Consider the following 14,028-nt stretch of genomic DNA (forward strand, 5'->3'; position numbering starts at 1 on the left):
AAAGCATCCTTCCTCTCGGAAAGATGCTTGACGATAAAGTGAACCGGCTGCTGCCGTGGTAAATTCCCGCGCGTTTGCCGAATATGACGGCAAGCGCTTGGCTCTAACCCGCAGTACGCCTGAACCCATTCCCGTACACCCCCCTATCCGCGTAGGCTTTCTGGTGACTTTGCCGCTCTCGTCGCGTTCGATCGTGACAAGGCAGCGGAAAACAGGCAGGTCTCCTGACTTGCGTCTCATCGCTTTTTCACGCGCCTTCCCATCGACGAATCGACAGTGGCCTGGGTCGGAAAAAGCTCCTCGCTTACAGTGGCGGGACCGTGCCGGACTTACACCGGCTTCCCTATTAAGCCGATACGCGCAATGGCGGCATATCGGCACCTGTTCTCTGAACTCAATATAAAATTAGGTACGTATTCACGCACTTCTTTGATAATCAACTTCCATGATAGCACGATTATTTCAAGACTGTCCAACTCTTTGTCGGAAAGGGAGCTTGATGCGGGAGGTTGAGATGACACGCGTCAGGAGTGCTTGCCGCTTTTGTCGCCGCGCTGGGCGCCCGGTCTGATGCCTATGCCCCGTGGTCACGCAAGTCTTCGGCCAGCTGCGGTTATGGCTTTTCATCAGAGCCGGGATCGGATATGCTGAAATAAAGGCAAAACCGCCGCTGAAAGGAGCCTCTTGTCAAATGAATCACGAGTTATTGATCGCCCTGGCGTTGAAGAAACCCGGAACCAGTCTGCGTTACCCGTTCGAGCCCGATCTTCCGGTGCTTTATGTCGGCAGCAAAATGTTCGCCTTATTAGGCCATCAATCCGGCGTCCCGAGCGTCAATCTGAAGGCCGATCCGGACACAATCTGGCTGATGCGCCAGACGTATCCAGACACCGTGCTGCCGGGATATCATATGAACAAAAGGCATTGGAATACCGTCATCTTGAACGGAAAGCTGGCGGATGAGGAGCTTGAGAACATGCTTGAAGAGTCGTATCAGCTTGTCAGACGGAACTTGTCAAAAGCGGAGAAGGAAGCGATCTGGGGCCCCGGGCAGCGAAAGAGCTGAGCCTCTTAACGTTACTCCCCGCGATGTGTATCCCGTGCCGTGAATGCGGCGATCGCGCCGAGCAAGATCAGCATGGAGGCCGCCCACAGGACGCCGCCAATGCCGAGCCACAGCGAGTTTCCTTCCGAAGCCATCGAAGGGTGCGTCGGCCTCGTGCCGATCGCCTTCAGACAGCAGGCCACCGCTGCACTGAACACCACGAAATGCGCGATCACCCACCCGAAGGCGCTGCGGTATACTTCTTTTCGCCCTTTTATCCAAAGCAAAATGACAAAAACAAACGAAATGCCCATGACGATGCCGAAACCGCCGACGAGCAGCGCCATCGTTTCCTGTTCCATCGGTAACAAGGCTGTTCCCCTCCCCCTGGTACGTTTTTCATAGGGATTCCCCCGTTCCTCGTGGACGGCCCGGGATAGATACATGTTTCTTCCCGCCGCAAGCCCTTCCCTCTACGAACGATTCGGAATGACAACGACGGAATTAAAGTAACGCAGAAAGTCGCACATCATTTTAAACTTCACCATGTAATCCTCGAAGCTTCCCTGCATGCCTTCGGCCAACTGATGAAGCTGCCAGGCGTTGCGGTACAGAAATTCGAGCACTTGCTCCTCGGTTTTAGGCTTATGCAGGTCCGTGCCGTGAAGAATTTCGAATTCCAGCAGTATCCTGCCTCTGTAATAAGGATGCACGTTCACCACGTTGCCGGGGTTCGGATTCGGTTCGATGTAGGCCAGACCCGTTTGTTCGAAAGGCAGCATCAGCAGGTTCGTAACCCGGTCTTCCAGTTGTACGGTATAAGCCAGTCCGTGATGAAGCGAGATCATAAACGGATAATTGTCAAACTCTTTCTTTTTGAGACGTTCATAAAAGAACTCTAAAAATGACGGCATGGTTCCACCCTTTTTTCGCAATCTCTCTCAACTTGAATTTTCGTAAGCGTTCTTCTTTCAGCTTCCGCCGATTCGAACATCTTCCGATGAAAATATTACTATAAGTTTACACGATCTACCACTCGCGTAGTGAAAAGCCCGCAAAAAAAAAGACGCCAGGCAAATTCCCCTAGCGTCTGGCGTCTTATTCAAGCGTCACATTTCGGCCTGCCACGCCCTTCGACGTGCTCCTATCCTTGAAGCGCTCTGCGGTAAACATGACGAATATCGTCTAAAGTTAAGGCTTTGGGACTCCGCTGCAGCAAGCGTGTTTGCTTGGCTCCGTCCTGGGCCAGCAGCTCGATATCCTTCTCTTCAATGCCATAGGCCTGAAGGGAGGACGGGATGCCGACATCTTGAGTCAGGTCGCGAACCGCCTGAAGCGCGGCGAGCGCATTGTCCCGAGTGGATGCCTCTTTGCGTCCTACCCCCGTAACGAAGGCAACCTTCTCCATCTTCTCCAGGCAGGAGGGAAGAATAAATTCATACACATAAGGCAGCATGAGAGCGTTCGATTCCCCGTGTGAAATATGGAATAATCCGCCGAGCGGGTAAGCCAGCGCATGAACGCCGGCCGTCCCTGCATTGAAGAAGGCCATTCCCGCCAGCATACTCCCCCAGGACATAGCTCTTCTTGCCTCTTGATCGTGGCCTTGCCATACCGCTTTGCGAAGATTTTTGGCGATCAAATCCATCGCTTCCAACGCCAGCGCATCCGTGAGCGTAGAGGATTGGATCGACGTATAAGCTTCAAGCGCGTGAGTGAAGGCATCTACGCCAGTGGCAGCCGTTACACGGGGTGGAACGCTGTACGTGAATTCTGGGTCTACAATCGCGACATCCGCCAGCAGGTAGTTGTGGGTAATGACGTCCTTGGTTGACTCCAGGTTAAAGACGGCGATATCCGTTACCTCAGACCCTGTCCCTGATGTTGTCGGGATCAGGATTTTCGGAAGCCCCTTATGCTGCAGCTTCTTGGTGCCGGTCAAATTTAAATAATCCGCTATGCTGCCCTCATGTGTCGCAAGCACCGCAGCGGCCTTGGCGATATCCAGCGCGCTGCCCCCTCCGACCGCGATCACCAGCTCCGCTCCGGAGTTTCTGACCGCATCGACCGCTTGATCGCCGATAGCGACCGGCGGTTCGGGCACGATTTGGTCGTAGACCGAATATTCGATGCCATGCTCAGACAGAATGTGTTCTACTTTGCTTATGGCACCTGACGTAACGAGAAACGGGTCTGCGAAAACGATCACGCGACGGACTCCTAACGCTTGGCATTCGTCGCTAATTTTTCGGACACAACCTTCTCCGAAATGAATTTTTACGGGAGAAATAAATGTACTCATCCTGCACACTCCTTTATTGAAGATCATCTCTTTCATCTCGGTGACGCCAAATCCCCGGAGCCTTTGCCGAATTAAGCTGTATCAGGTCGTTTCAGGCGTTCGGTTCCTCCTGTCCTTTTTCAGCCAATCCATCAATTCCTGCTCTCGCTCCCGGTTCATCTGCCGGGAGAACGCCGGCGTCCATTCATAAAAGCCTTTTCCGTTTTTTTGTCCGTAGCTGCCGCTGTCGACGAGCGCGCGCATCGCCGGCAACGATGCGGAATGCGTGCTCAAATCGGGGAACAAATAACCGGAAATCGAATCAAATACATCAAGCCCTCCCATATCGGCCGTCATGAACGGACCTGTAACCGGGAGTCTCCTTCCGATGCTGTATTTAACGGCCGTATCGATATCCTCTATGGTTGCAACACCCATCTCCGCTATATATTGAGCCTCACGGAACAGCGCGTATTGCAGACGGTTCACGATCGAACCCAGCACATCTTTTTTGAGCTCGACAGGTTTTTTGTCCATGTGATTCAACAGGTTCATCGCGCGCTGGGCCGCTTCATCCGATGTCTCCGCACCGCGAACGACTTCCACGAGAGGGATGAGGTGAGCGGGATTCCAAAAGTGCGTCACTAGAATACGATGCTTATAGCGGGCTTTCCATGCGATGTCCGTCGGACTTAACCCCGACGTATTGCTGGCGAGAATGACGTCCTCCCCGCATAAACGATCGAGCTTTTCAAACCAGATCTGCTTCAGCGGCAAATTCTCCGGAATCGCTTCTATCACAAAGGTGGCGCCGGAGAGACAAGCTTCCAAAGCAGTCGTGAAGCGAATGCGCTGTTCGATCTCGATTTGCTCGTCGTCTGTGATTAATTGATTGTCCCGCAGAATGGCAAGCTTCTCCTCAATGCCGGCCTTCCCTTTATTCAAATCGTGCAAATCGGCTGCCCAAACCTGTACAGGCATCCCGGCCCAAGCCGCGGTCAAAGCAATCGAATGCCCCATCGTACCTGCGCCGATCACAGCCAACTGTTCGCGCATAGCCCTCTCCCCCTTCCTTATATCGCCGTCCAGCCGCCATCGACGCGGATCGTTTCTCCCGTGACGGAGCCGGCCAGATCGGAAGCCAGGTAAAGGACGGCTCCCGTTACATCCTGAGGCCTCGCCATCCGTCCGAGCGGGATGCGGCGCAGGACATCCTCCATGAACGATGGATCGGTGAGCATCTTGGCCGTAAGCTCGGTCTCAATAAAGGTAGGCGCTACGGCATTGACGAGCACGCCCTGGGAAGCCCATTCAACCGCAAGAGCGCGGGTCAGCTGCACCACCCCGCCTTTGCTCGAGCAGTACGCCGCCCGGTTGAAATAGCCGACAAAAGCCATTTGGGAGGCGATGTTGATTATTCGGCCTCCCCCTTGTTTAAGCATGACCTCCCCTGCGCGCTGGCAAGCAAAAAAAGTGCCTTTCAGGTTCGTATCCAGCACCCGGTCCCAATCTTCTTCGGTCACTTCCAGGGCAGGCTTCGCAATATTAATCCCTGCATTATTGACCCATATATCGATCCGGCCGAACCGTTCCAAGGCCGTATCGCCCAATTGCCGGATGTCGCTCACTTTCTGCATATCGCATGCCATGGCGAGGCTTTGCGGCGCGTGCAGTTGAAGCTCCCGGCAAGTCTGGTTCAAAGCGGTTACGTCTCTCCCCGTAATGATCACACGGGCGCCCAATTTAGCGAACGATAGCGCGATGTCTTTCCCGATCCCCTTGTTCCCGCCCGTCACGATCACAACTTTTCCTTGCAGGCTGTCAAAGTTCATGCTTTCACCCACCGTATCAAAAATAAAACAGGCGCCGCAGACGCCTGTTTGGGGTTACTGCCCTTCGTAAGCATCCCGGTAGATCGCTTCGATTTCTTTCACCGTGAGCCAACGTGGATTATTATTTAACAGGCGGTCAATTTTGCTGGCTTCTTCAGCCAAAGCGGGAATATCGTCTTCCGTTACGCCAACGTCCCGCAATGTGGATGGAATCCCGACATCCCGTGACAATCTGGCCAGGGCATGAACCGCTGTTTCCGCTGCATCGCGCAAAGAAAGTTCTTCCGTGTTCTCTCCCAATGCCTTGGCTACCTGTGCAAACTTTTCCAGATTGGCGAGCACATTATATTTCATCACATAAGGCAGCAGCAATGAATTCGCCACGCCATGCGGAACTTTAAATTTGCCGCCCAACGGGTAAGCTAACGCATGAACCGCTCCTACTCCCGCATTGCCGAGGGAGATGCCGGCCATTAAACTGCCCATCGCCATATCCTCGCGGGCTTGAATGTTCTTGCCGTTATATACGGCAGTACGAATGGAGCGCGATATTAATTGAATCGCATGAAGCGCAATGCCGTCCGTCAACTCCGATGCGCGCTGGGCCGTGTAGGATTCCACAGCGTGGACTAATGCATCCATACCCGTAGCCGCCGTTACCGCAGGCGGTACGGAGACCGTCAAGGCTGCGTCTACGATTGCAACATCCGGGAGAAGATAGGGACTTACAATCCCTTTTTTCACGTTATCCCGAATATCCGTAAAAATGGCGTTGTACGTCACTTCAGAGCCCGTTCCTGCTGTCGTCGGGATTAAAATAAACGGAATGCCTTTGTTCCGCACCTTCTCGATGCCGACCAATTCCCGTACATCGCCCGGGTTGGTCATCATAATGGCCAAGGCTTTGGTGACATCTAATGCGCTTCCCCCGCCGATTCCGACGAACACGTCATAGCCTTGATCGCGAATGCTGCGCGCAATTTGCTCGAGATTTTCAAACGGAGGCTCGGGAACGACTTCGTCGATAATATCGACTTGAATATTCTCGGCTTCTAACGGATCGGTCACTTGCTTGACCAATCCGGTTTGGTTCAATACTTTATCGGTAATGACCAGTACTTTGCGAGCTCCCAATTTGACAGCCTGGACTCCGACTTGCTGCACAGACCCGGTTCCTGTAAGTAACACATTCGGCATTCGGAAAATAGAAGATACACTCATGCTGCTTCCCCCTTAAAGTAAGCGGACTCCGATAAACTTCGTTTCGGTCATGTCCTCAATCGCATATTTGACGCCTTCCTTGCCAAGTCCGCTCAATTTCACTCCGCCGTACGGAATATGATCGGTGCGGACCGTAGATACTTCATTAATCCATACGCCGCCGGTTTCCAGCAGTTCAGCGATGCGGAACGCCCGGTTAATATCCGAGGTAAACACCCCTGCCTGGAGACCGTAGTCCGAATCGTTCGCTGCGGCGATGACTTCCTCTTCCGTTTCAAACGGAATCACCGTAATGAGCGGAGCGAACACTTCTTGGCAAACGACTTTCATATGATGCTTGGTATCGGTAATTATGGTTGGGGAGACGATATTTCCGTTTCTTTCCCCGCCAACAAGAATAGTCGCTCCTTCCGAAGCCGCTTCGCGGATCCATTCCTCCGCTCGAATGGCGGCCTGCTCCGTGATCATCGGTCCGATATCCGTCGATTCCAGGGCGGGATCTCCGATTCTGAGGCTGGCTACTTTAGGAACAAGCCGGTCCAATAGAGGCTGGTACACGTCCTTCTGGACATACACCCGTTGCACCGAAATGCAGGCTTGACCTGCAAACGTAAATCCGCCTTTGAGAATGCTTTCTACGGCAATTTCCAAGTTGGCGTCATTGAAAATAAGATTAGGCGAATTGGAGCCGAGCTCCAGCGTTACTTTACGCGGACCTGCCATCTCTTTGATTTTCCATCCTACGGGGCCGCTTCCCGTAAAGGTTACTTTTTTGACCAGCGGATGCGTGACAAGCGGCTCGACCAAGTCAACCCCGGTGCCATTGACGACGTTCAAGGCCCCTTTGGGGTAACCGGCTTCCTCCAGCAATCTGGCTAGCTTCATCGCAGACAGCGGCGTTTTCTCCGCCGGCTTTAACACGACGGTGCAGCCTGCGGCAAAGGCCGTCGCCAATTTATGAAGCACGAGATTAAGCGGGAAATTGAAGGGCGTAATTGCCGCAACAACGCCAACCGGATACCTTTTGGCAAAGCCGATCCGATTTTCTCCGCCGATGGCGCTATCCATCTTAATAAGCTCGCCGTCATTGGCTTTGGCCTCTTCCGACGCAAAACGTATCACTTGAATGGCGCGCCCTACTTCTCCCCGGGCGTCGCGAATCGGTTTGCCCGCTTCCGCCATGAGCAGCCTTGCAAAATCTTCCGCCTGAGCTTCCAGGCTATCCGCTGCTTTTCGTAAAATCTCCGAGCGCCGGTAGGCCGGCATCTTCTTCATCGTTTCATGGAATACGCGGTAAGCCGTTTGAACCGCTTGCTCGATATCCTCGCGCGTACCGTATTCCACGACGCCTACAACCTCGCCGTTATAAGGGCTTCTGATTTCGTGCTCTTCGCGTCCCTCTCCCCGTACTTCGATGCCATTAATTAATGATCCGATATGCATCTCTCTCATCTCCTCCTCCTACATACCCAGGAATGCTTTCTTCACGTGATCGTTGTGCAGCAGCTCTTGTCCGGTTCCTTCCAAGCTTATGGATCCATTCTCCAGCACATAACAGCGGTCTACAATTTGCAAGGTTTGTTTCACGTTCTGTTCAACCAGCATAATCGTAATGCCTTGACTGCTGATCTGTCTAATGAGACTGAACAGATTTTGAACCAGCAGAGGAGACAGGCCCAGCGAAGGCTCATCGAACATAAGCAGCTTCGGTCTGCTCATCAAGGCTCTGCCGATGGCTACCATTTGCTGCTCCCCGCCCGAGAGGGTTTTGGAAATTTGCTTCTTTCTTTCCTCCAGGCGCGGAAGCAGCTTGTATACTTCCTTCAAGGTTTCATTTCTAACTTTTCGGGCTTCCGGATGGGAGGAGCCGAGCAGCAGATTTTCTTCCACGGTCATGATCGGAAACAGCTTTCGGCCTTCCGGCACTTGAACGATGCCCATCGGCACCCGATCATGGGCCTCTACCGCCGTTGCGTCTTTACCCATAAACTCGATGGTTCCGCTCGTTAATTTGCGAAGTCCGGATATTGCATTAATGGTGGTGGATTTACCGGCGCCATTGGAGCCGACGATGCTGACGATTTCCCCTTCGTTAACCTGGATATTGACGTTCGCCAGAGCCTGCATGCCGCCGTAATGTACACTCAGATTTTTCACTTTAAGCATGATGATCATCCCCCAGATACGCTGAAATAACCTGTGGATTTTGCGTAACCTCTTGCGGCGTTCCTTCGGCGATCGGTTCGCCGTAGCTGATGACAAGCACACGCTCGCACAAGGCCATGACCGCTCTCATGACATGCTCGATCATGAGAACCGTGACCCCTGATTGTTGAATGCGTCTAATTAATTCCACCGCTTCATCTACTTCGCTTGGCGTCAGTCCTGCCAGCACCTCATCCAGCAGTATCAACTTAGGCTGGGTCGCAAGCGCTTTTGCGACTTCCAAGCGTTTGCGGTCGACAATCGTCAAGTTTTTGGCCAATAAGTCTTTCCGGCTCTCCAAGCCGACCAGCTTGACGACTTCTTCCGCCTTTTGCAGCGCTTCGCTCCTGCTGTTCGTTCTTGCAAACGCGCCTACGGCCACATTATATAGCACCGTCTTCGAACCGAACGGCTTCACGATCTGGAACGTTCTTCCGATCCCTTCGCGGCACAGCTCGTACGGGGGTTTTCCCACAATATTTTTGTCATTAAACACAATGCTTCCGGAATCCGGACGGATATATCCGGAGATTTGATTGAAGAGGGTCGATTTACCGGCGCCATTGGGCCCGATAACCCCGAAAATTTGACCTTCCTGCACACTAATCGATAAATTTTTGGTTACCGTTAATCCGCCAAAGCTTTTATTTAAATTTTGGATCTCAAGCACGGCCATCTTGGTTCCTCCCCTCTTTTACGCCCATCGCCACTTTCTTTTTGAATGACAGTTTTTTGGAAAGGAAGTTTTGCAGCGGCTCCACGATTCCTTTAGGCCAGAATACAATAACGATCGTGACGATAATGCCGTAGATGACCAGATGAAGCCCTGGAATTCCATCTCCAAGGTACACGCGCGACACTTCGCCCACGGTCCCAAGCAATATCGCACCAATGAACGGTCCGAACACCGTTCCGATTCCGCCTACGATGGCGTTGAACACCATATGAGCGGACATTTCCGCACCTGCAACCGTATCCGGCTGCAAGATCCCCATCAGCTGACCGAAGAACGTACCTCCGATAGCGGTGAAAAATCCGCTGATCGCTGCGGCGTACAGCTTTACTCTTGCCGTATTAATGCCCAGTGCTTTGGCCGCTTCTTCATCCTCACGGATGGCCGTCAAGTAAAATCCGAGCTTCGACCGCTCAATATACCAGGATACGAAAAGAACAATCGCGGTAAAAGCGAGAATGATATAGTAGTACGGCACACTGGAGAGAAACTGAAAGCTTGCAATACCGCCGTCGGTTACGAGCGGAATGATCAATCCTTCGGAAGAGCCCAGCTCAATCGGACCAATCTTGGGCACCGATTTCAGAATCGTGAGCAAGCCGCCGGAAAAGGCAACCGTCGCGATAGCGAAATAAGCGCCTTTGAAGCGAAATGTCGGAATCCCGATTAATACCGATATGATGGCAACCACGATACCGCCGATCAGCATCCCGATCCAGGGACTCAAGCCGGTATTCATAAACAGCAGCGTGGAAACGTATCCGCCGATTGCCATGAAAGCCGCATGACCGAAGGACAATTGCCCCGCGTACCCGCCGACAATGTTCCAGCTGGTAGCCAGATACGCATTCAGAAGAATAAAGACACAGCTTTTCAATAAATATTCGTCATTTCCTAACAACGGGGGCACGGCTGCAAAGATGAGCCCGACGATAATGATAGGTAGAAACTTCTTCATCATATCACTCCTATTACCAATCATGTGGAGAGCCGAATAGCCCCGACGGACGAATCGTTAAGAATAACAAGAACCCAAACAGGACGAATGCCGGCGCTAATGTTTGAGCAACATATAAGGTGGCTACGGATTCAACGATGCCAATAAGCAAGCCGCCGATGATCGCTCCCGGAATGCTGCCCAGGCCCCCTAATACGACGGTGACGAAAGCCGTTGTGCCAAACAAGCCGCCGATAGTCGGATATAACTGGTTGAACGGCAGCAACGCTACGCCAGCCGTCCCAAGCAGCGCCATGCCCATACCGAATGCAATATTGAACGTTTTTCCGATGTTAATTCCCATTAATTTGGCTGCGTTCCTGTCTTGTCCTACTGCACGAATCTGACGGCCAATTTCCGTTTTATTCATGATCCAATAGAAAATAGCCGTCACAATAATACAAAGAACAAAAGCATAGACGCGGGAAAGACCATTCGTAACCCCTAAGAACGTAACGGTGGCGTCTGAAAAAGAGGTTTTGATCGTCCGATAATCGCCGCCGAAGGTAGCAAGAATTCCATTATCCAATACGATCGAAACGGAAGCCGTTAACAGCAGGGCGCCAACCGGCTCGCGCACATCCGCTTCTTTATTCAGCACGGGTTGAACCAAAAACTTGTTAACCCCGTAGCCGATGAGAAACATAGCGGGAACCACAATCAGGAGGGATACATAGGGATGCAGCCCAAGAGAAGTAATCCCGAAATAAGACAGGAACATAGCAATCATCAAAAACGAACCGTGACCGAAGTTAATTACCTTCATAATGCCGAAAATCAAGGTTAAACCTAGGGCAATGAGCCCATAAACCGAACCCATTAAAATCCCATGAACCAGCGCTTGACTCACGAATACTCCTCCTTTACCGCTTGGGTAAGAGAAGAGTGGGGAACAGAACCCCACCCCTCTCTACTTGCTTACTCCGCTTTATACGGATATATGATTTGGGAACCTTGACGGGCATCGGCTTGCGGATAAACCGTAACACGTTCAACCTTGCCGTTTACTTTCTGGAATTGAGCCATAACTAAGCTTGGATCCGGCAGCGTATTTTGTTCATTAAAGTGAATCGTTTTCGTGTAAATTTGAGTCGGACCGCTTGTCAGATTCGTTTCTTTCAACGCCTTGCGAAGCGCTTCCGTATCCGTCGATTTCGCACGCTCCAGCGCATCCGCAATCGTGTAGATGCCTGCGTATTCTTTAATTTGCTCGCCGCTCGGATGTCCTCCGAATTTATCCACAAACAGTTTGTCCAGCTCTTTGGATCCAGGACGGTTCACATCCGGCTCCCAGGCGGAAATATCAAACCAGTTGAGCGCATCCTCGCCGGCATTTTTCACGAACTGCATATCCGCTGTTCCGCCCGCCGTGGAAATAAAGGCTTTTGGCGTTACCTTTTGCTGCTTGAACGCTTTGGCCAGCAGGGTCGCATCTTGTACATAGGAAACCATCAGAATAGCGTCGGGGTTTGCCCCTTTCACCTTATTGGCTACCGGCGTTAAATCGGTCGCTTTCCGGTCGTACGGCTCGTCGAGGACGACTTGATAGCCCGCCTTCGGCAAATCCTCTTTCCAGTACTTCGCTACGCCTTGTCCCCAGGAGCTGTTCTCATACACGAGCGCGACTGTCTTGATTTCCGTGCCTTTCGCTTTCAGGTCGTTCATGAAGTTGATTTGTGTAGTAACGCGCATTTTGGAAGTATCGGCGATCCGGAATACATTCTTAAAGCCGCGTGTTGTAATGGAATCGTCCGATGGAACCGAAGCGAACCAAATCTTGTTCTTCTTCTCCGCTTCCTGGGAAGCAGGCAAGGTCATCCCGGATTGGTAAGCTCCTGTGATGAGAGCAACCTTTTCCTTATCGATCAAACGAACCGTCTCGGAAACCGCCGCTTGCTGATTGCCTTGGCTATCGCCAAAAACAAGCTCTAATTTCGCGCCGTTCAGGGACTTGATCCCGCCTTTTGCGTTAATTTCTTCAACGGCTACTTCTATGGCTTTTTTACTTTGATCCCCTAATGGCGCTGCATCTCCGGTAAGCGGAAGGATGACGCCGATTTTAACGGCTCCACCGGCACTGCTTGAACCGCCTGAGCCACCGCTGCCACCGGCTGCTTCTTTGGTCCCGCCTCCACAAGCAGTCAAACCAAAGGCAAGTATGGCGCTCATCGTAATTAAAGAAAATTTCTTCATACAAAAACCCCCTTTAATAAAGTAAAAGATTATATGTTTCTCGCCTTTACGGCGTTTGAAACCGCTTCAATGAATGCGTATTCAAATCGGTTTGAATAGGGACATGGCTTGCCGAGCAAAAATAGTAGACTATTTTACCATGAACCATTCGTTAAATAGTGACGGTTTAGGGTTGAATATTGTAACCGGTTAAAAAAACACGTATTCATCAGCCAGTTGTAAACGCTTTATAGAATACGTATTCATAAAGACTTGCGAAGGGGAATCCCTGTAAAGAAACTCCCGTTCAACAACGAGCTTTACACGTGGTGTTCCGCACCACCAGTTCAGGCTTCAGCACAATTTGTTTGGGCGTGGACGTGTCTTCAATTCCCTCTATCATATTGATCAGACTTTCCACGGCAATCTCGCCCATTTGATACTTCTCGTGACCGACGCTTGTCAATCTTATCGCGCGATGAGATGCAATTTTAATATTGTCAATCCCCGCTAAGCTTACATCCTCGGGAATGTTAAGCCCTATTGACAGCAGCGCATCCATGCACTGCAGCGCAATGGCATCGTTCGCGCACAGGATTGCGGTCGGAGGCTTGGGCCCGTTCATTAACTTCCATACGACCTTCTCAACTTCCACTTCGGGAAAATCCAAAAAATAAACAAGATCGGAATCGACCGTCAACGCCTCGCTATTAACGGCTTGAATAAACCCGGTGAATCGTTCTTTAAACGTTGAAATATTGCCGCTCTTCGAAATATACGCAATGCGCGAATGCCCCAGATCTAATAAATGCTTGGCGACCAGCTCGCCAGCGAGGGCGTTGTCCAGCACCACATAGTTTCCGCCGATTTGCGGCTTGCGGTTGTAGAGCATGTAAGGTACGCCGGAACGCTGTAAATCTTCAAAGACAGGGTCATCCAGTTTTAGCGAGGACAACAGAATGCCGTCAACCGAATTTCCGATAGCGGTTTCAAGCCAGTTCGAGGTCAGTTCCTCATCAAAGCTAACCGTGACGTTGTATCCTTTTTGGCTCGCATACTGAACAATCGAATCTGTCGTCTCTGCAAAAAAAGGATTCAAAATCGAACCAGACACCATTGCAATGGTCTTCGTACTTTTCGTGACTAGACTTCTTGCAATCAAATTGGGACGGTATCGCAATTCTTCAATAGCTTGAAGAACTTTCTGCCGCGTCTTGGGATTTACACTTTCCGCGCCATTTAGTACACGAGAAACGGTGGATTGTGATACTCCGGCCCTTTTAGCCACATCGTTAGAAGACGCCATAAGTTTTTCTCCAAGAATACGTATTCAAAAATGAAGCCAAATCTACTCTTTCCTTACCAGAAGAACCATCTACTTCTCCAATGTATGCCATGAATGCGCATTCATTTAAGTTGAGTATATTCGAAATTTAGTTTCTTGTCTACTCTCATTTTATAAAATATTTTTAAGAACCCCATTCAACGCATTGGAACCGGATCCGGTTTGGATAATGCGTATTTTGTTGGTTACAATACAAC

14 protein-coding genes and 1 riboswitch are annotated in these 14,028 nt (G+C 51.2%); of the genes, 1 reads left to right on the top strand and 13 read right to left on the bottom strand.

Going from position 1 to position 14,028, the window contains the following annotated elements; genetic code table 11:
• Nucleotides 1-197: 197 nt before the first annotated feature.
• A riboswitch (cobalamin riboswitch) is annotated at nt 198-400 on the bottom strand.
• A gap of 291 nt (nt 401-691) precedes the next feature.
• Complete coding sequence (locus tag JMF85_RS25995) at nt 692-1,066, top strand: MmcQ/YjbR family DNA-binding protein (protein WP_054799403.1); 375 nt, start codon at nt 692-694, stop codon at nt 1,064-1,066.
• Between the two features lie 11 nt (nt 1,067-1,077).
• Here the strand turns inward: JMF85_RS25995 and JMF85_RS26000 are convergent, their stop codons facing one another.
• The 13 genes from JMF85_RS26000 to JMF85_RS26060 form a co-directional block, all read right to left on the bottom strand.
• A complete protein-coding gene (locus JMF85_RS26000; RefSeq protein ID WP_372813143.1) occupies nt 1,078-1,416 on the bottom strand; it encodes a hypothetical protein in 339 nt (112 codons plus the stop codon).
• Between the two features lie 102 nt (nt 1,417-1,518).
• Nucleotides 1,519-1,959: a hypothetical protein gene (locus tag JMF85_RS26005; protein ID WP_054797732.1), complete on the bottom strand. Its 441-nt coding sequence runs from the start codon at nt 1,957-1,959 to the stop codon at nt 1,519-1,521.
• A gap of 230 nt (nt 1,960-2,189) precedes the next feature.
• Nucleotides 2,190-3,347: an iron-containing alcohol dehydrogenase gene (locus tag JMF85_RS26010; RefSeq protein WP_201319247.1), complete on the bottom strand. Its 1,158-nt coding sequence runs from the start codon at nt 3,345-3,347 to the stop codon at nt 2,190-2,192.
• An 81-nt stretch (nt 3,348-3,428) separates the two neighbouring features.
• Nucleotides 3,429-4,382, bottom strand: a complete 954-nt coding sequence (locus JMF85_RS26015) for a 3-hydroxyacyl-CoA dehydrogenase family protein (RefSeq protein WP_155614548.1) — start codon at nt 4,380-4,382, stop codon at nt 3,429-3,431.
• Between the two features lie 17 nt (nt 4,383-4,399).
• Nucleotides 4,400-5,158: an SDR family NAD(P)-dependent oxidoreductase gene (locus JMF85_RS26020; RefSeq protein ID WP_155614549.1), complete on the bottom strand. Its 759-nt coding sequence runs from the start codon at nt 5,156-5,158 to the stop codon at nt 4,400-4,402.
• A gap of 54 nt (nt 5,159-5,212) precedes the next feature.
• The gene (locus tag JMF85_RS26025) at nt 5,213-6,379 is read right to left on the bottom strand and encodes an iron-containing alcohol dehydrogenase (RefSeq protein WP_201319248.1); all 1,167 of its coding nucleotides are present in this window, start codon (nt 6,377-6,379) and stop codon (nt 5,213-5,215) included.
• A 12-nt stretch (nt 6,380-6,391) separates the two neighbouring features.
• Complete coding sequence (locus tag JMF85_RS26030) at nt 6,392-7,822, bottom strand: aldehyde dehydrogenase family protein (RefSeq protein WP_201319268.1); 1,431 nt, start codon at nt 7,820-7,822, stop codon at nt 6,392-6,394.
• Between the two features lie 18 nt (nt 7,823-7,840).
• Nucleotides 7,841-8,545 carry an ABC transporter ATP-binding protein gene (locus JMF85_RS26035; RefSeq protein WP_127608435.1) on the bottom strand — a complete coding sequence of 235 codons (705 nt, stop codon included), beginning with the start codon at nt 8,543-8,545 and terminating at the stop codon, nt 7,841-7,843.
• Nucleotides 8,538-9,260, bottom strand: coding sequence for an ABC transporter ATP-binding protein (locus JMF85_RS26040; RefSeq protein ID WP_127608434.1), 723 nt, complete (start codon nt 9,258-9,260; stop codon nt 8,538-8,540). The genes JMF85_RS26035 and JMF85_RS26040 overlap by 8 nt, the downstream gene beginning before the upstream one ends.
• Nucleotides 9,247-10,275 (bottom strand): branched-chain amino acid ABC transporter permease, encoded by a 1,029-nt coding sequence (locus tag JMF85_RS26045; RefSeq protein WP_164751860.1) that lies wholly within the window; start codon nt 10,273-10,275, stop codon nt 9,247-9,249. The genes JMF85_RS26040 and JMF85_RS26045 overlap by 14 nt, the downstream gene beginning before the upstream one ends.
• A gap of 13 nt (nt 10,276-10,288) precedes the next feature.
• Nucleotides 10,289-11,164: a branched-chain amino acid ABC transporter permease gene (locus tag JMF85_RS26050; protein ID WP_127608432.1), complete on the bottom strand. Its 876-nt coding sequence runs from the start codon at nt 11,162-11,164 to the stop codon at nt 10,289-10,291.
• Nucleotides 11,165-11,232: 68 nt separating this feature from the next.
• Nucleotides 11,233-12,507, bottom strand: coding sequence for an ABC transporter substrate-binding protein (locus JMF85_RS26055; RefSeq protein ID WP_127608431.1), 1,275 nt, complete (start codon nt 12,505-12,507; stop codon nt 11,233-11,235).
• 286 nt (nt 12,508-12,793) lie between these two features.
• A complete protein-coding gene (locus tag JMF85_RS26060) occupies nt 12,794-13,792 on the bottom strand; it encodes a LacI family DNA-binding transcriptional regulator (RefSeq protein ID WP_155614551.1) in 999 nt (332 codons plus the stop codon).
• Between the last annotated feature and the right edge of the window lie 236 nt (nt 13,793-14,028).

The organism is Paenibacillus sp. EPM92, from assembly GCF_016586185.1.
GTDB lineage: Bacteria > Bacillota > Bacilli > Paenibacillales > NBRC-103111 > Paenibacillus_G > Paenibacillus_G validus.